This is a genomic window from Bradyrhizobium sp. BRP23 (assembly GCF_020194135.1).
GTDB classification, from domain to species: domain Bacteria; phylum Pseudomonadota; class Alphaproteobacteria; order Rhizobiales; family Xanthobacteraceae; genus Bradyrhizobium; species Bradyrhizobium yuanmingense.
Genome location: NZ_JADYVW010000020.1, coordinates 74,458 through 92,715 on the forward strand (window position 1 = coordinate 74,458; position 18,258 = coordinate 92,715).

At 67.0% G+C, this 18,258-nt stretch carries 13 protein-coding genes; 6 read left to right on the plus strand and 7 right to left on the minus strand.

Translation table 11 applies throughout. The features are described from left to right. Positions 1 to 20: 20 nt before the first annotated feature. Positions 21 to 3,710 (minus strand): AsmA-like C-terminal region-containing protein, encoded by a 3,690-nt coding sequence (locus I6F24_RS33840; RefSeq protein ID WP_225150302.1) that lies wholly within the window; start codon positions 3,708 to 3,710, stop codon positions 21 to 23. A gap of 133 nt (positions 3,711 to 3,843) precedes the next feature. Continuing rightward, positions 3,844 to 5,073 (minus strand): cytochrome P450, encoded by a 1,230-nt coding sequence (locus I6F24_RS33845; protein ID WP_109144942.1) that lies wholly within the window; start codon positions 5,071 to 5,073, stop codon positions 3,844 to 3,846. Between the two features lie 130 nt (positions 5,074 to 5,203). On the opposite strand from I6F24_RS33845, the gene I6F24_RS33850 reads away from it, so the two are divergent. From I6F24_RS33850 to I6F24_RS33865, 4 genes are all read left to right on the plus strand, one after another. Beyond that, entirely contained in the window at positions 5,204 to 5,815 is a 612-nt protein-coding gene (locus tag I6F24_RS33850; protein WP_109144943.1) for a TetR/AcrR family transcriptional regulator, read from the plus strand. Between the two features lie 309 nt (positions 5,816 to 6,124). Continuing rightward, a complete protein-coding gene (locus tag I6F24_RS33855) occupies positions 6,125 to 6,334 on the plus strand; it encodes a cold-shock protein (protein ID WP_109145937.1) in 210 nt (69 codons plus the stop codon). A 96-nt stretch (positions 6,335 to 6,430) separates the two neighbouring features. Beyond that, a complete protein-coding gene (locus I6F24_RS33860; RefSeq protein ID WP_109144944.1) occupies positions 6,431 to 6,673 on the plus strand; it encodes a transcriptional regulator in 243 nt (80 codons plus the stop codon). 51 nt (positions 6,674 to 6,724) lie between these two features. Further along, positions 6,725 to 6,946 carry a hypothetical protein gene (locus I6F24_RS33865; protein WP_036006506.1) on the plus strand — a complete coding sequence of 74 codons (222 nt, stop codon included), beginning with the start codon at positions 6,725 to 6,727 and terminating at the stop codon, positions 6,944 to 6,946. Between the two features lie 52 nt (positions 6,947 to 6,998). Here the strand turns inward: I6F24_RS33865 and I6F24_RS33870 are convergent, their stop codons facing one another. From I6F24_RS33870 to I6F24_RS33880, 3 genes are all read right to left on the minus strand, one after another. After that, a complete protein-coding gene (locus I6F24_RS33870; RefSeq protein ID WP_225150300.1) occupies positions 6,999 to 9,599 on the minus strand; it encodes an EAL domain-containing protein in 2,601 nt (866 codons plus the stop codon). Between the two features lie 138 nt (positions 9,600 to 9,737). Further along, the gene (locus I6F24_RS33875; protein WP_225150690.1) at positions 9,738 to 11,033 is read right to left on the minus strand and encodes an MFS transporter; all 1,296 of its coding nucleotides are present in this window, start codon (positions 11,031 to 11,033) and stop codon (positions 9,738 to 9,740) included. Between the two features lie 256 nt (positions 11,034 to 11,289). Further along, on the minus strand, positions 11,290 to 13,719 hold the full coding sequence (locus I6F24_RS33880) for an EAL domain-containing protein (protein WP_225150298.1): 2,430 nt from the start codon (positions 13,717 to 13,719) through the stop codon (positions 11,290 to 11,292). A gap of 288 nt (positions 13,720 to 14,007) precedes the next feature. Between I6F24_RS33880 and I6F24_RS33885 the strand changes: the two genes are divergently transcribed. Continuing rightward, positions 14,008 to 15,174: an ABC transporter substrate-binding protein gene (locus tag I6F24_RS33885; protein ID WP_225150296.1), complete on the plus strand. Its 1,167-nt coding sequence runs from the start codon at positions 14,008 to 14,010 to the stop codon at positions 15,172 to 15,174. A 6-nt stretch (positions 15,175 to 15,180) separates the two neighbouring features. On the opposite strand, the gene I6F24_RS33890 is transcribed toward I6F24_RS33885, so the two are convergent. Then, positions 15,181 to 16,158, minus strand: coding sequence for a hydroxyacid dehydrogenase (locus I6F24_RS33890; protein ID WP_225150295.1), 978 nt, complete (start codon positions 16,156 to 16,158; stop codon positions 15,181 to 15,183). Between the two features lie 187 nt (positions 16,159 to 16,345). Here I6F24_RS33890 and I6F24_RS33895 point away from each other — a divergent pair, with 187 nt between their 5' ends. Then, positions 16,346 to 17,815 carry a caspase family protein gene (locus tag I6F24_RS33895; protein WP_225150293.1) on the plus strand — a complete coding sequence of 490 codons (1,470 nt, stop codon included), beginning with the start codon at positions 16,346 to 16,348 and terminating at the stop codon, positions 17,813 to 17,815. Between the two features lie 51 nt (positions 17,816 to 17,866). Here I6F24_RS33895 and I6F24_RS33900 read toward each other — a convergent pair whose 3' ends face one another. Further along, positions 17,867 to 18,232: a hypothetical protein gene (locus I6F24_RS33900; protein WP_036006488.1), complete on the minus strand. Its 366-nt coding sequence runs from the start codon at positions 18,230 to 18,232 to the stop codon at positions 17,867 to 17,869. Positions 18,233 to 18,258: the final 26 nt, after the last annotated feature.

The following is an 18,258-nucleotide window of genomic DNA, read 5'->3' on the forward strand; positions in this document are numbered from 1 at the left end:
AGCGCTTTAGATAGCGCCGTCTACGGATGCTGCGGCGTCAGCACCAGCGGCGGCTTCGGCCTGGGCTTGGCGGGCGGCGGGCCCGGGGCGGGCTTCACGTCGATGGCCGGAGGGAGCGGCGCGAGCTGCTGGCTCGCGAGCGGCGGGCTCGTCAGTGAAGGGCTTGTCAGTGAGGGGCTTGGCGCGGCGGGCGCGGCCTGCGGAGCTTTCGGGGTCGGCGCCACCCTGGGCTTTGCCGGCGCGCGGCGCGGGTCCTGGCCCGGCAGCGGCACGTTGGGTGGCGCCTGCTCGGTCGCTATCTCCGGGGACACCAGCGTCGGCAGCGCAGCGGTGGCCGGCGGCGGCTCGCCGCGCTCGATGGCGTCGAGCCGCCGCGTCTCGCGATCGATCGTGCGCACCGCAAGCCATGACGACAGCGGTGCGAGGTCGATGGTACGGCTCAGCCTGTCGGGCGGGCCTGCCGCAAACAGCTGGATCTCGGGCGGGGCGCCGGAAAGCCCCGTCATGATCGGCGTCAGGCTGGCGCGGATGTCGGCCTGGTCCGCCGGAATGTCGTAGCCGCCGGAGACGATAGCGCGGGCGTTCTTCGCTTCCAGCGGCGTTGCGCCGATGCGCAGGCGGCCGTCGCGGATCGTGAACGGAATCTGCGCCGAGGGCACCGCGATGCGCCCCGCCGACAGCGCGGGCTCGACGAGCTGCCGCAGCCGGTTGTCGTCATTGACCTGGCCGCCGTCGCTGGCGCGGATGGCGATCTCGAACGCACGCGGATTGAGGCCGGCGATCTCGGCGGATTCGAGCGTCACCGTGCCGTTGCCGGCGAGCGCACCGGTCAAGGCCGCGACGCTGCGGCCCTGGCTGGTCAGCGCCATCTGCACCGAGGCGCGCCCCTTGGGCAGGGCAAGGTCGCGATAGCGCAGCGCCGCCGCATCGACGTTGCTGAGCTCGATGCGCGCGTTCAGCGCAAGCCCACCCGCGCCATTGCGCGCGTCCAGGCTTGCGGACATGTCGCCGCCGCCGACGCCGCCCTTGAGCGCATCGAATGCGAGCGACTGGCCGTCGCTCCGGATCGTGCCGCCGAAGGGGCGCAGCTCGATGCCGCCGGGCAACGTTCCGCGCAAGGCCTGGAAGGCGATGCGGCCGCGCCAGCCGCTGACCAATCCTGCGCTGAGCGGCTCGCCGGACTCACGACCGGCTGCGCCGACGGCGATTGCGAGCGCCGGCGCCAGATCGAGCGAGTCGAGACCGACCTCGCCGTCGATGCTCTTGTCCTGATCGAGCGTCACCGAAACATGGCCGCGCAGATGCGAGCCCGCGGCATTGCCGTCGAGATCGCCGAAGGTCAGGCGATTGCCGGAGAGCGTGACGCGGGAGGACAGGCTGACGTTCTGCGCCGACGTGCCGGCCGGGCTGGTCCCGAGCAGCGGCGCCAGATTGGCGTTGCGCACGCGCAGGTTCACGCTCGCCTTCGGTTCGAACGATTTGGGCTCGAACGATTTGGGTTCGGACGGTTTGGACTCCGACCATTCGACGCTGCCTTGCGCGTCGGCATCGAGCCCGCCGCCGCTGAGCTTTGCGTTCAATTGCGAGGGACGGCGCCAGGCTCCGCTCAACCGTCCTTCGAATTGCGAGGCGCCCTCGCCCGCGGCCACGATGCGGTCGAGCCCCAGCAGTGCCAACAAGGCGCCGGCCTGCGGCGCCGCCACTTTCGCGTCCAGCGTGAAGTCGCTGTTGCGCAGGCGTTCGAGGTCGATACCGCCGATGGCGGCCGCCGGCGTCTGCGCGGCCAGGGTCGCCGTGGTCTTGAGCTGCGGTGCGTCGAGGTCGAGCACGAAGCGGGCATTGCTGCGATCGGCATGCTCGGCGTTCTTGTCGAGGCTGAGATCGAGCTTGAGACGGGTCGCGCCGGGCAAGGACGGGAGCGCATCGAGGCGCGCGCGCAGCGCGGGCGCGAACGGCTCGACCAGCGCGGTGAGCTCGCGCAGCGAATTGGCCGAGGATTTCAGCGCGAGCTTGCCGGTCGTCTTGGTGCGGTCGAAGCTGCCGCTCGCCTCCGAGGTCACGCCGCCGCCCTGGCCGAAGCGCAGCTGCTCCAGCGACAGCGACGCCGGGCTGTAGGCGAGCCTGGCTGCGAACGGCCGCAGCTCCTGGCCGGCGGAGATCGCGCGGCCAATATCGAGCGAGAGCTTTGCCTCTTCCGGCCATTCGCCTTGCGGCCCCGCCAGCGCGCGCACGAAGCTCGCGGCGGCATCGAGGTCGAGCCGGTCGGCCCTGAGGTCCGCATCGATCCGCGAGCCCTTGCTTGCGCCTGTCTGCACGAAGACGATGCGGCCTTCGACGGCGCCGCCGTCGATGTCGGCCTTCAGCCTGTCGATGGCCAGATGATTGGCGGCGATGGTGACGTCGCCGGCGAGACGCAGCGGCCGCGTGCTGCGGCGGGTGATCTCGCTGCGGCCCTGCAGCCAGGCCACCAGCGTGTCGGGATCGGAGGATTCGACGCTGAGCCGGCCGCTGAAACTGTCGGCGCCGGGAGCCGCGCCATTGAGCGAGACCTGCGTCATGCCGGGCGCGCGCAGCTCGAGCCGCCGGAAGATCCAGGACCGGCCGTCGGTCGCAAGCTCGGTCGCGATGTTCTGAAGCGGACGGCCGCCGAGCATGATCTGATCGGCATTGAACTCGATCTGGGCAGGGATTGGCACCTGCGGGATCGCCGCCAGCCCTGCGCGCAGCGCCGGCAGGACGCGCTGCGGATCGGCATCGTCCTTCGCAGTCAGCCTGTCGGCATCGACCTGCCGCGCCGACAGCACCGCGCGCAGCAAGGGCGATGCGCCAAACCTGAGATCGCCGACGCCGCCGAGCTTCAGCGCGGTGTCCTCCGGGCCGAAGCTCGCGTCGATCTGCTCGAATTTCGCGCCGGCCGGATCGGCCTTGAGCCTGGTCGCCAGCTTCCAGGGCGTCGGTCCCGCCTCGCCCGCCTTCCTGGCCGCGGGCACGGCGAGGGTCAGCGCGCCCTCGAATTTCGGCTGGCGATTGTCGAAGGCGAGCACGCCCTCAAGATCGGCGAGGATGGCGCGCTCGCCGGGATCGATGTTGAGGTGGAGACGGGTGGCGCTGCCGTCGGCGCTGGGGCCGGAGGAGACGCGGAACGGGTAGCGCACGCCGCGCGCGGTGAAGCTGCCGTCGCCCCGCACCGAGCCTGCGAGCGAGCGCACATCGCCGGAGAAGGCGATATCGTTCAATTCCAGCGTCGAGCGGCTGGCGGCATCGTGCAAGGCGATGCGGCCGGTGAGGTTCAGCCGCTCGATGGCGAGGGAGGCCAGGTTGAAGGTGCCGCTCGCGGTGGAGGGCAAATCGACCCGTCCGCGCGCGTCCAGACCAAGATCGACCGCCATGCCGCCGACCGAAAGCTCGGTGGCGCGCCATTCGCCGCGCATCAGGGAGCCGAGGCTGAACTCGACATCGAGCTTGTCGGCGCGCAGGCGGCCGAGATCGTTGTTGCCGCCGAAGGTGACGCCGCGCAGCCGCAGCGTCGGCGCCGGCAACAGCCGCGCATCGAGCTCGCCCGCCACCCGCACCGGCACGCCGATGATCTTGCCGGCCTCCGCCTCGAACTGGGGCCTGAACTGGTTCCAGTCGATGTAGTAGGGCCCGATCAGCGCGGCCAGCAGCGCAATGATGAAGGCAATCGCCAATCCGAGCAGCGTCGTCTGCACGGGTCTCCCCTCGGCCAAACCGGCCTGGGCCGAAGCTGAGAGCCTCAGGCGCGCCGGAACAGCCCCTTATATAGGGGGAAGTATGGCGAAGTCACAGCGACTGTTGCGCGCGGAGGTTAACGCGCAAGCCCCCTCACCAGCTCGCCGGCAGCCGCTTTAGCCCGCGCAGCACGAAGGTCGGCCGCCATTCCGGGGTCTCGATGTCGTCGATGCGCAAATCCGGCAGCCGCCGCAGCAGCGTGGCGATGGCGATCTCGGCCTCGATCCGCGCCAATTGGGCCCCCAGGCAGAAATGGATGCCGCCGCCGAACGACAGCGGCTTGACGTTCGCCCGGGTGACGTCCAGCCGGTCGGGCCTGTCGGGGTAGACCGCGCCATCGCGGTTGGCCGAGCCGAGCAGGCACAGCACGGTCTCGCCCTTGGGGATCGTCACGCCGCCGAGGTCCTCGATCTCCTCCAGCGTGACGCGCCCGGTCATCTGCACCGAGGAATCATAGCGCAGGAACTCCTCGATCGCGTTCGTCATCAGCTCCGGTTTCGCTTTCAGGAGCGCAAGCTGATCCGGGTTGCGGTGGAGCGCGAGCAGGCCGTTGCCGATCAGGTTGACCGTGGTCTCGTGGCCTGCGCCGAACAGCAGGATGATGTTGGCGGTCAGCTCCTCGTTGGTGAGCTTGTTGCCGTCCTCCTCGGCCTGCACCAGCTGGGTGATGAGGTCGTCGCCGGGATTCTTGCGGCGCAGCTCGAACAGCTGCTGGAAATACATCTGCGCCATCAAGTTGGCGGCGTTGCCCTGGCGGATCTCCTCCGGCGAGAGCGGCACGGGGTCGAGCAGCCGTCCGCCGTCGCGCGAGCTCTTGTAGAACACTTCGCGATGCTCCTCGGGGATGCCGAGCATGTCGCAGATGATGGTGACGGGCAGGCGGAAGGCGAAATCCTCGATCAGGTCCATGTGGCCGCGCTCGATCACGGCATCGATCGCCTGGTCGACGATCTCCTGGATCCGCGGCCGCATGTCCTCGACCCGGCGGGCGGTGAAGGCCTTCACGACCAGGCCGCGCAGGCGGGTGTGGTCCGGCGGATCGGCTTGCAGCATCCAGTAGCTCATGCTGCGAAACACCGGCTCCTTCATGATCTCCGGGCCGTAGCGGCGCGTGGTGCGCTCGACGAAATCCTTGCCGAAGCGCTTGTCACGCAGCACGAGACTGACCTCGGCGTGCCGGCTGGCGACGTACTGGCCGAAAGGCGTCACGTGGATCGGATCGACCGTGCGCAGCCGTTCATAGTGCGGATAGGGATCGCGGATGAAATCCGGCGAGAGCGGGTTGAACAGCGGTCCGCCAGCGGGTTGCACTTGCTCGTTCATGGTGACCTCGGATCGGTTGCCGCACGACACGCATACGCAAGGCTGCCCCATCGCCCGGCGTAACCATCCCTGTAAATTATCAACTCGATACATTGTTGTATCGAGTTGCATTCTGCCCTAAGCTGCGCCGATGTCAAGGGTGAGAACCAGGCCGACCAGGGACGACACACGCGAGGCGCTGTTCGAGGCGGCCGCGCGCGTGTTCGAGGCGGACGGCATCGGCGGCGCCAGCATCGAGGCGATCGCGGCGGCGGCGGGCTTCACCCGCGGCGCGTTCTATTCGAACTTCAAGAGCAAGGACGAATTGATCATCGCCATGCTCGAGGACCATGTCGCGCAGTCGATCCGGCGCAACATGGACATCCTGGCGCAGCACGACAATCTCGACGACTTCATCGCGGCGTTGAAGACGATGGACCGCAGCCGCCAGGATCCGCTCGGCCGCTCGCCCCTGCTGCACATGGAGATGATCCTGTTCGTGGCGCGGGCCGAAAAGCGCCGCCCGGAACTTGCCAAACGCCTGCGCGCGCGGCGCAGGCTGGTTGCCGACATCATCGAAGCGACATCGAAGAGCAACGGGCGCAACGTCAATCTGAACCCGCCCTGGATCGCCTCCGTCGTGCTCGCGCTGGAAGACGGCTTTCGCCTGCACCGGCTGATCGACCCCGAGACGACACCCGCCGACAGCTTTCTGCGCGCGATCACGGATTTGCGGCGGAGGACGGGATTGGCCTCAGCCTAGCGGCGCGGGCGGCGCAGCTGCGCCGATAGGCTGATCGTCAGCAGACCTGTTCGGTCAATCGATAACGCCTTGCTCGCAGATCGACCGACACAGCAAAGCGCCGCGATCGGAACAGAAGAATGGCCTCGCAACAAACAAACTGGCTTCGCTCCTTGCAAATGCATGAAACTCGTATATATTGAAGTCGTTCGATTAGCCGCTGTGCCTTGTTGAATGCGCCCGCGGGCTCCTTTTCCAAAGACATCGACGAAGTTGAAGGTAACCGCGCGATTGTCGCGCGGGATGCGCTCGCGCGCTTTGGAGAAGAAAATGACGACAGGTACGGTCAAGTGGTTCAACGGCCAAAAGGGCTTCGGTTTCATCCAGCCAAACGACGGTGGCAACGACGTGTTCGTTCACATCAGCGCCGTTGAAAGGGCTGGGCTTGCCGGTCTCGGCGAAGGCCAACAGGTCAACTTCGAGATCAAGACCGACAAGATGCGAGGCAAAGTCAGCGCCGAGAACCTCTCGCTGGCTTGAGATCGTTGCGCCGTTTCACGGATGTACTGAAACGGTCGCTTTGCCCGCTCAATCCCTGGATTGAGCGGGTTTAGTCTTTGCGGATCCGGGTGAACGATGAGCAGCAAGAAGCCGGCAGAGCCGTCACCCGAAAGCATTACACGTTCCGATCGCAAGCGCCTGGCCGCCGAAGAGGGCGCGCGGGCATTGGCGGACGTGGAAAGGCAAGCCATCGAGGTTCGCAAGAACATGGCGCGGCTCCGAGAGGCGCGCCAGGCGAGGGAAGCGGCCGATGAAGCTCTTCGATCGACTTTGCCGGCGCCCAAGCTCAAGAAGCGGACAAGGAAGTTGGCGCGATAGCCGTCTTCAACGCCGCCTGCGAAATCTGAAGTGCCGATCCCATGCCGGAGAGTGCAGATCGTGCCTCGCATAAAGCCAGATCACGGAACCATCACATTCTTTCTCGCGTCCGGCGCAAATCGGCAGATGTGCCGGCTTGCAACGACATTCAACACGCAGAAGCAGGCCTTCAGCTATCTACAGAAGCATCGCACGGAGTTCGAGCGCATGGCGCGGGCGCGCCTGGCTTCAGGAGAGCTCGAGGAAGGCATTGTCGTGCTTTCGATGCTCTAGCGAAGCCCGTTCTGCCGCCGGTCGCTGATGCGTTCCTACCGCTCAAAGGCGGCTACGCCGACTGCTTCACGGCAACCTTGTCCGCGACAAGGTCAAGCCGCCCCAGCATCGCCCTCGCCTGCTCGGCGCAATGCTCGATCAGCCAGCGCTCGAAGGCGACCGGCGGCAGGGGCGGCGCGTAAAGGAAGCCCTGGACGATGTCGCAGCCGAGCTCGGCCAGCGTGTTGCGCTGCCCCTCGGTCTCAACCCCCTCGGCGACCACGCTCATGCCGAGGCCCTGGCCGACGCGGACCACGGCGGTGGCGATCGCGAGCGCGCCCGCGTCCTGCTCGATGTCGCGCATGAAACTGCGATCGATCTTGAGCTCGCGGATCGGCAGATGCGCTAGCCGGCTGAGGCTGGAATAGCCGGTGCCGAAATCGTCCACCGAGAGGCCGACGCCGAGCTCGCGGATCGCGTTCATCGTCTCCAGCGCCGCGGCTCCGTCCTGCATGAACGCGCCTTCGGTGATCTCCAGCATCAGCGCATCCGGCGGCAGATCGTGCTCGGCCAGGATGTCCTTGAGCCGCGCGGCCAGCGTGACGTTGCGGAAATTGATCGGCGACAGATTGACCGAGACGCAGGGGATGTTGAGCCCGGCGCGGCGCCAGCTCGCCATCTGACGGCAGGCCTCGCGCACGGACCACATGCCGATCTGCTCGATCAGCCCGCATTCCTCGGCGAGCGGGATGAACTTTGCCGGCGAGACGTCGCCGAGCACGGCATCGCGCCAGCGCGCGAGCGCCTCGACGCCGTGGATCGCGCCGTCGCAGCTGCGGATCTGCGGCTGGTAGCTGAGGCTCAGCACAGCTTCCGCGACGGCGCGGCGCAACGCCGCGATCAGCGCCAGCCGCTGCTCCGCGAGCACGTTCATCTCGGCACTGAAGAGGCGATGCGTCGAGCGTCCGGCCTGCTTGGCCATGTACATGGCGGCGTCCGCCTGCTGCATCAATGTGTCGATGTCGGTGGCGTGATCGGGATAGAGGCTGATTCCGATGCTGGCGGACATCGGCATCAGCTTCGATCCGAGCCGCAACGGTGCGGACAGGGCCTCGGCGATCCCGGCCGCGATGCGCTCAGCGGCCTCGGCATTGCGTTGCGGCAGCAGGATGACGAACTCGTCGCCGCCGAGCCGTCCCAGCATGTCGTCGGGACCGATCTGCTCGCGCAGGCGCTGCGCGAGCAGGATCAAGAGCTCGTCGCCGGCGGCGTGGCCGAGCGTGTCGTTGACGTCCTTGAAATGATCGACGTCAAGGAAGGCGAGCGCGACATGGCCTCCGGTCGGACAGGCATTGATCGCGGTCGTGATCAGGTGGCGCAGCTGCGCGCGGTTCGGCAGGCCGGTGAGCATGTCGTGATAGGCGAGCCGCGCGATTTCGGCGCGCGCCTCCTTGCGCTCGATCGCGAACGCGCCGAGGTTGACGCAGGCGTCGACGATCTGGCGGTGCCATCGGCTCGGCGCCCGCGGCTCGCGATAATAGAAGCCGAAGGTGCCGATGACCCGACCGTCCTTGGCCTTGATCGGCGTCGACCAGCAGGCGCGCAAGCCCACTTCGAGCGGCCGCGCCTTGTAGGGCTGCCAGCGCGGATCGGCATCGATGTCGGCGACCAGAACCGGAATGCCGTAGAAGGCTCCGGTTCCGCACGTGCCGACCTCGGGACCGATCGCGATGCCGTCGAGCGAACGGGAATAGTCCTCGGGCAAGCTCGGGCCGCCCAGCGGATGGAGCAAGCCGGCGGCATCGACGTGCAGCAGCGAGCAGACGACGCCGGGCGCGATCTGCTCGACGCGGCGGCACAGCCGATCGGCAATCTCGGTGATCGGCGCCTCGTCGGCGAGCGCCGCCATGATCAGTTGCTGCAGCGAGCGCAGCTGCCGGGATTCGGTGATGTCCTCGAGCAGCGCAAAGATGTGCTTGACCCGGCCTTTCTTGTCGCGGAAGGCGTCGATCCGGGCAGAGACCCAGATCTCCTCACCATCCTTGTCGTAGACGAGCACCTCGGCCTCGTCGCGCTGACCGCCATGCATCAGCCGCTTGACGAGCTTCGCAATCGCCTTGCGATCGGTGTGGCGGCCGGCAATGAGCTCACCGGCGCGGCGGCCTTCGGCCTCCTCGCTGGTATAGCCGAACAGCGCCGTGAACGCGGAATTGACGTAGACGATGTTCTGCTCGACGTCGGTGATGATCACCACGCGGTTGGTCTGGTCGGAGACCGCGTGGAGAAGTGCGATCCTGGCGCGGCGTTCGGCATCGAGGGTGACGTCGCGCGCCAACACGATGTGATGGGTCGCGCCGTCGACCGTCGCCGACGACATCGCGATCTGCGCCTTGATACGGCTGCCGTCGTGCCGCACGAGGCTGATCTCCTCGCGGAAATCCGCGGTCGCACCGGCGCTTAGGCATTTGAGGGTGAGGACGGCGGCATCGCGGCCGAGCACCTCGGCGGCGGCGAGCTTCCAGATCCGTTCCGCGGCGGGGTTGAAGTGGGTGATGCGATGCGCCTCATCGACGATGACGATGCCATCGTCGGCGCGTTCGAGCGCGGCGCGCAGCACGTCAGGAATTTCAGTCGCAAGGTGATCGGAGGCGGGCATCGTCTGGACCAGCGGCATCGGGAAATGCGGCAATCGGCGAGAGGTTAACGCTCCGATGGTGTCCAAGACGTTTTTGCAATTCCGGCGCGCTGCGCCAAGACGCGGCATGATTAACGCTTCGCGAAAACGCCGAAGGTATCTTGAAGCGTACCGGACCTATTCGGATGCCGTTTTGAGCTTGTGCAGCCGGCCGGCCACGGCCCTCACCTTGCCCGGCGCCGCCCGCCAGATCGCAAGCGCCGACACCCCGCTCACGACCATGGCGAGGGCGAAAGCGAGCGTGTAGTCGCTGGCGCGATCATAGAGGACACCGGTCAGCCACGGTCCGGCCGCACCGCCCGCCAGCGCCGCGAGCATGATCGTGCCGAAGATGCTGCCCTGGTGCCTGCCCTGGAAGATCTCGAACACCACCGCGCCCATGATCGAGGTGAGACCGTAGCCGAGCGCGCCTTGCGTGAACACCATCAGATAAACCAGCCAGAGCGAAGCCTGATATTTCAGCGCGATCAGCGCGGCGAAGCAGATGACGAAACCCGCACAACTGATCGCCCACACCCACTCCCTGCCGATGCGGTCGGAGACGTGCCCCAGCACGATCTGGCCGGGAATGCCGAGCAGGCTGACCATTCCGAGCGCCCACACCGCAACGCCGGGGCTGAAGCCGACATCGAGCAGGAATTTGGTCTGGTGCACCTGCACCGCATACCAGATGTACAGGCCGCAGAAATAGCCGAGCCCGATCCACCAGAACCGCGCGGTCGCGACGGCGCGCCGCAGCGTCCAGTCGGTGTTGACCCAGACGTGATCGACGACGTTGGAGACCGGGCTTGCCGCGCCTGCGGCGGGGGCGGCATCGCCGTCCGGCTGGAGCCCGATGTCCTCCGGGCGCTTGTGCAGCAGCAGGTTGATCGGCGCCAGCGCGATCAGGACGAGCAGGCCCATCGCGGTGCAGGCGGTGCGCCAGCCGGTCTGCTCGATCATGTGCTGCACCCATGGCAGCAGCGTCACCGAGCCGATACCGACGCCGGCGAAAGCGATGCCGATGGCGAAGCCGCGCTTGCGGATGAACCAGTTCGGCAGGAACAGCGACTGGCCGGAATAGCCGAGACAGACGCTGCCGGCACCGACCATGACACCGATGGTGACATAGAGGTGCCACGGCGCGCTGGTCAGCGGCGCGAGCAAAAGGCCGCCGCCCATCAGCACGACCCCGAGCTCCATCACCGCCCGCGGACCCGCGCGGTCCATCAGGCGGCCGATCAGCGGGCTGACCACGCCCGACACAACGAAGCCGAAGGAGAAGGCGCCCGCCGTGACGCCGCGCTCCCAGCCGAACTCGGAGATGATGGGTGGAAAGAACAGCGAAAAGGCGGTGCGCGCGTTGACGCCGATCGCCATGGTGACGAAGGTCACGGCGACCACGATCCAGCCGTAGAAGAACGGAAGCCGCATGTTGTGTGCTTGTTTCATCCCTAGACGGTTCTTCGGACCATCCGGGGATGTCCGGGTCAAGCGCTTTTCGCGCATGCCTCTTGAGCGGGGCGCAGACGCTCCCGCAACGTCATGGCCGGGCTTGTCCCGGCCATCCACGTCTTGCGACGCAGGACGGAGAACGTGGATGCCCGGGACATAGGCGAGCGGAAGCGACGCCGTCCTTCGGACGGCTATGCCCGGGCATGACGACCTAAATACTGCTTGAGCGGCGCGCTCAGGCGGCGTCGAGCCGTGATGATTTGACCGGCGCGTCGAACAGGATCCGCTCGATCGGATGCGGCCGGCCGAACAGATAGCCTTGCGCGAAATTGACGCCGAGCGCCTTCAGCCGGTCGAACTCCTCGCGCGTCTCGACGCCTTCGGCCGTGACCGACATGTCCAGTCCGCGCGCCAGCGTCACGATCGAGGAGATGATGGCGGAAGAGCGCGGCTGCTGCGTCAGATTGCGAATGAACGACTTGTCGATCTTGATCTTGTCGAACGGGAACGCGGTCAGGTAGCTGAGCGAGGAATAGCCGGTGCCGAAATCATCGAGCGCGAGCTCGACCCCGAGCTGCTTCAGCCGCTCCATGAAGGCATGATTCTCGCTGCCGCGCTCCAGCAGCACGGATTCCGTGATCTCGATCTCGAGCCGCTGCGGCGGCAGGCCGGAATCGGCGAGCGCCGCGCAGATCATGTCGAACAGCTCGGCTTCCTTGAACTGGATCGGCGAAAGATTGACGGCGATCATGAGATCGGCAGGCCAGCCGGCTGCGTCCGCGCAGGCGCGCCGCAGCACGAATTCGCCGAGCGGCACGATCAGCCCGGTCTCCTCCGCAAGCGCAATGAACTGGTCCGGAGGGATCAGGCCGCGCGTCGGATGCCGCCAGCGCACCAGCGCCTCGAAGCCGCGTCGTTCGCCGCTGAGGGCGTCGACGAACGGCTGATAGTGCACCTCCAGCTGGCAGCGCGCGATGGCGTCGCGCAGATCTCCTTCCAGCGTATTGCGGGCCTCCAGCTCGGCCGACATCGCCTCATCATAAACAGTGAAGCAGTTGCGGCCGGCCGATTTCGAGCGATAGAGCGCGAGATCCGCTTTCTTCAGGAGCTGCTCCTGATCGCTGCCATGATCCGGTGCAATTGCGATGCCGATGCTGGTGCCGATCTCGACGCGGTGTCCGGGCAGCAGGAACGGCTCGCTCACGAGCTTGGCGATCCGCGCCGCCAGATCGGTCGAGCAGGCGCGCTGGTCCTCGCCGGCTTGCTGGATGATGGCAAATTCGTCGCCGCCGAGCCGCGCCAGCACGTCGTTGGCGCGCAGCGCGGATTTCAGCCGCTGCGCCACCTGGCGCAGCAGCGCATCGCCGGCCGCGTGGCCGAGGGAATCGTTGACGTTCTTGAAGCGATCGAGGTCGAGCATCAGGATCGCGAAGGGCTCGCCCCTCACGCTCAACTTGCCGTTCATCTCGTCGAGCCGGGTGAGGAAAAAGGCGCGGTTCGGCAATCCCGTGAGGATGTCGGTCTGGGCAAGCTCGAGCACGCGCCGGTTCGCCAGCGACAGCCGCCGCGAATTGCGGCTGGCGAGCATCAGATAGGTCGACAGCGACAGCGTCAGCAGCATGCCGACGACGAGGACCGCAACCGCGCGGTCGTAAGTCGTCGCCAGCGGACCGCCGGCGGTCGGAACCGCCCGCACCTGCCAATCGGTGTCGCCGATCTTGAGACTGCCCGACCAGTGCAGGGTCCGCGCGATGTCCCGCATCGACCGCAGCGCCGAGGCGGCCGACGCATAATCCGGCAGCATCTGCTCGAGGCTGACGATCTGCGCCGTGTACGGCGGGAAGACCGTCATGCTGACCGCGGGGCTGGCTCCGGTGGTCACGCGGATAGACTGGATCAGCAGCGGCAGGTCGAAGACGCCGACCACGACGCCGGCGATATTGCGGCGCCGGTCCGCGATCTCCTCGCGCGAGGTTCCCTTGGCGTAGACGGGAACGACGACGAGGACATAGGACGGCCGGTCGCTGTCCTTCGGCCCGAACAGGCGCGTGCGCATGGCTGCGACGCGATCGTTGTCGCGCGCGCGCTCCAGCACCGCCCGTCGCTCCGGAACGGTCGTGTAGTCCATGCCGTAAACCGACGAGGTCTTCGGCTGCGTCGAGTAGAACACCGGAAAATATTCGTCACTCTGCGGCGCGATGACGAAGCTCTCGCCCTGCAGCGCCTTGATGTGATAGCTCGACACACCGCCCCGGATCGCCGCGGCCTCGTAATCCGCGCGCTCCTTGCGGTTGATCCGCGGCAACCAGGAGATGCGCAGCATGCCGGGGTGACGCTCGAACAGGCGGGCGCTGAAGGTCTCGAATTCGCTGCGGGTGACTTCTTCGTTGGTCGATTCGAACAACGTGCGCAGCGCGAGAAGTCTCGATATGTACTCGTTCATGCCGTTCTGCAGGACGATCGCCTGGGTCTCGGCTGCGTTCTCGAACTCGATCCTGTTGACGCGATCTTCCCACCGCGCGACGGCGGCAGCGCCCACGATCGAGAACAGCAGGCCAACGCCGACCGCGACGAGCGCAGGACGATAGAGCCCGAGCAGCGGCGCGGCACGCCACCATCCGCCTCTACGTCTCCGATCCTGATCGTTCTGATCGCGACCGCCCATCTTGAAGCCGCCGTCCCCTGTCCGCGACGAACCGAACCTCTGGTTGAGGTGCCGGTGCCGCTATCGGAACAAGACGGCGGTTAAGAAGTGCACAATTTCGGAAACCAGTCGTACCGCAATGCGGAAATTAGTTAACGAAGTGCACGAGCGATCCCGGCTTTCTCGACATAAGTTGCCGGTTTTCCCCGGTGTAATACGGCCTCTCTGCGCCGTGGCGCTTAGCGAGCTATTCAGCCTCGCAAGGCTATGTTGCGCAAGGTTTCTTTCAAGGATCCGGCAAGCCTCCCGATGCATCGAATTCGATCAGCGAGATCCGTCGTTCTGACCATCGCGCTTCTGGCCGCGACCACGCTGGTTGCGAGGGGCAACGAGGCCGGCATCAGAGAGGATGCAATCCTGTTCGGCCAGGCCGCGGCGCTGGAAGGCCCGTCCTCCGCGCTGGGACAGCGCATGCGGCAAGGCATCGTCGCCGCATTCACCGAGGTCAATGCCAAGGGCGGCATTCACGGCCGCAAGCTCCAGCTCATCAGCCGCGACGACGGCTACGACCCCGACCGTTCGGTGGCGCAGACGCTGCATTTGATCAACGACGACAAGGTGTTCGCGCTGATCGGTGCGGTCGGCACGCCGACCGCGATGGCGACGATACCGATCACCAGCTCCAGGAACGTGCCCTTCATCGGCCCGTTCACCGGCGCCGAGTTCCTGCGCGATCTCGAGCTTCCGAACGTCGTCAACATCCGCGCCAGCTACGGCGCGGAGGCGGAAGCCTGGATCAAGCATCTCACCGAGGATCGCAAGTTCACCCGCATCGGCATCTTCTACCAGGACGATTCCTTCGGCCGCGACGGGCTTGTCGGCGTGAAGCGGGCGCTCGCCAAGCGCGGGCTCGAGCTCGCCGCCGAGGGCACTTACGAGCGCAACACCCGCGCGGTCGGCCAGGCCTGGCGCATGATCAAGCGCGCCGACCCAGAAGCCATCGTCATGGTCGGGACCTATGGTCCGTGCGCGGAGTTCATCAAGCTCGCCCGCCGCGGCGGCGCTCGTCCAACCTTCGTCAACATCTCCTTCGTCGGCGCCGTTGCGCTCGCCGCGGAACTCGGCCCTGAGGGCGACGGCGTCATCGTCTCGCAGGTGGTGCCGTTTCCCTGGGACCGCTCGCTCAAGCTCGTCGCCGACTACCAGGCGGCCCAGAAGGCGTTCGACCCGACGCTGACACCGGATTTCGTGTCGCTGGAAGGCTATCTGTCCGGCCGGCTTGCGGCCGCGGCGCTGGAAAAGGCCGGCCCCAATCCGACCCGCGCCAGCCTGCTGCGCGCCATCAACGATACCGGCCGTTTCGACATCAGCGGCAGCATCGTCACCGTCGGCACACGCATGCTCGACACGCCGCCGAAGGTGTTCCTGACCGTGATCCAGAAGGACGGGACGTTCAAGGCGGTGGACCGGCTCTAAGACCCTTCACGGCCGCCGCGTCCAGCGATCGGCGTTGACGGCGCCTTGCGGGATTTCTCCCCTCGCGATGGTCTCGACCTGTCGCACGGTCTCCAGCGACTGGTATTCGATGGCCTGCGGCGTCAGCCCGCCGACATGGGGCGTCGCGATGACATTCGGCAGCTTGGCAAGATCGGGCGTCGGCATCTGGTCCGGCGCGCGGCCGACATCCATGGCGGCGCCGGCGATGCGGCCCTCACGCAGCGCGCCTGCCAATGCGGCCTCGTCGACCAGATTGCCGCGCGAGAGATTGATGAAGACGGCGTGCTTCTGCATGCGCGCCAGCGCCGCCTCCCCGATCAGGTTTTCGGTCTGCTCGTTGGCGATGGCGAGGCAGACGACATAGTCCGATGCGGCGAGGAGCTCGTCGAGATCGACCTGCCGGATCGCGGCATCGCTGACGGTTACGAAGGGATCGGAGACCAATACCTCCATGCGCAGCACTTTTGCGATCTCGGCGAGGTAGCGCCCGATGCTGCCGTAGCCGATGATGCCGATCCGGCTGCCGGCGAGTTGGCGGCCCATCCGTGCTTCCGGCTTGCGGCCTGCCTGGTAATCTGCGGTGGTCCGCGACACGCCGCGGGAGAGATCGACCATGAAGCCGAGCGCGAGCTCGGCCACGGCCTGCACGAAGCCGGGCCCGGCGCGGGTCACGAGCACGCCGGCTTGCGAGGCCGCATCCACGGCGACATTGCGGATGTCGACGGCGCAGCGGACGAAGGCCCGCAGACGCGGCAATTGCGCAAAGATCTCGCCGCGCCCTTCGGTCATGCGGTCGGCGACGATGATGTCGGCGTCTTTGGCTGCGCGCACCAGGCCGGCGGCGTCCAGCGGCTCATCCTTCTCGTGCAGGATCACCTCGGCGGCCGCCCGCAGGCCGTTCAGGCTGCGATCGCCGTAATAATTGCGCCGCATCTCCGGGGTGTGCGCGAGCAGAACCTTCACGACAAGCCTCCCTCACTGGCAGAATGCCCGCGGCAGCGCGGTCGAAAGGTCTAGCACAGGGACGGCTGCGGCAGATACCCTGCCCCATTTTGCCGCGGCCCTTGAGTGATCCAGCGCACAGACGCCCTCATGGCGCGGACTTAGAAATAGTGCCATCATCGTGCGCATTGCCGTTGGAGGTGACATCATGCGCCGTCCAGTCTTTTCGAATTTGGTTCTTGCGTCCGGTCTTCTCGCACTCACCCAGTTGGTGACGCCCACGGACGCGGCCGCCGAAGCGCGGCTTGCGCTGGTGATCGGCCAATCGGCCTATCGCACCGTGCCGGAGCTGCCGAACGCCGCCAACGACGCCAAGGGCATGACGGAGCTGCTCGGCAGCGCGGGCTTCACCGTCACCACGGCGGCCAATCTGGCGCAGACCGAGATGCGCGCCGCGATCTCGGACTTCGCCGGCAAGGTCAGTGCCAGCGGCCCCGACACCGTCGCGCTGGTGTTCTATGCCGGCCACGGCCTTCAGATCGACGGCGAGAACTATCTGGTTCCTGTCGATCTCGATCCCAAGCGCGAGGCCGACATCCCGCTGCAGGGCGTGCGGCTGAACGACATGCTCAACACGCTCGGCGCGCTGCCGACGCGGGCGCGCATCTTCATGCTCGATGCCTGCCGCAACAACCCGTTCCCCGCGCTCCGCGGAGCCGGCCATGGCCTTGCGATCGTCGACACCAAGGCCGGCGCGCCCGGCTCATTCATCTCCTATTCGACCTCGCCCGGCGCCGAGGCCGAGGACGGCAACGGCCTCGACAGCCCCTACACGACGGCCGTGCTGACGGTCGCCAAGCAGCCGAACCTGCCGATCGAGGAGATGTTCAAGCGCATCCGTGTCGCGGTGGCGCAGTCGACCGACGGCCGGCAGATTCCCTGGGAAAGCTCCTCGCTGACCACCGATTTCAGGTTCTTCGGCGAGAGCGGCGGCAGTGCCCCTGCTCTTCCCGGAGCATCCGCCATGGCGCTCGCCGGCGGCACGCGCAGCGTCGCGGACTGGCGCAAGACGTTGCAGGGCAAGCCTGCCATGGTCGCCTATGAGCTCGTGATCACCGAGGACACCGTGGAGGCGTATCAGGCCTATATCGAGCTGTACGCCCAGGACACCCGTACGCCGCGCGTCCGCACCGTGCTGGAGCGGCGTCGCCAGATGCTGGCGTGGGAGCGTGCCACCGCGATCAACACCCGCGCCTCGTTCGAGGCATACCTCGCGAACTGGGACAACAGCGATCTCGCGGCAACCGCGCGCCGGCTGCTGCTGCGCGTGCAGAACCGCAACTACACCGTGCCCGTGGCCGCCGCGGCGACGCCCGTCGCGGTCGCGATGGCGCCGACCTGCCCGTGCTCGACGCCCGCGACCCCGGCAACGCCGGTCCCGCCCGTGATCAAGAAGCGCGTCGACGAGACCCCGCCGAAGCGCAAGGTGGTCGAGACGCCGCCCAAGCGACGGCCGCCGTCCGAGCAAGTGGTCTACGAGCGCGCGCCGCCGCCGGATCGCGGCCCGCCGCCGGAGGCCGTGATGCAGGGCATCGGCATCGGCGTGGGGATCGGCCTCGGCATGGGAATGGGCGGCCGCGGCGGCGACCATAACAGCGGTGGCTACCGCAGATACTGAGCCGGTCCGTCACCAGCAACATTCGGCTCGCGCCAATCGCGCGAGCCGAACTCATTGCGACAGAGCCGGATGGTCCCGGAGCACGGCTTCTCGAATCCAGCCTGCCTGGATCGCACGCGACAAGATCTGCGCCGTCTTGATGTCCTCAGCCTTCATGCAGAGATCCACGATGCGGCGCACGGCGTCGTCGCGCATCAGATCGTCGGAGATCTTCATCGCGATCTCCATGGCAGCGCGGGCTGCGCGCTCATAGCGCTCGCGCGTGCTGGTCGGCGCCGAAGCGCCGGCGGCTTCGGCAATCGCCCGCGCAGCCTGGCAGATGTTGCGAATCCGGTCGGCTGCGTCGATGTCGCCGAGCGGCCCCCCGATCGGCTCGTCCCAGACGTCTGCCGGCTCTCGCCTCGCGAACCACTTCATTGCCCCACCAATGGTCTTCAATTGCT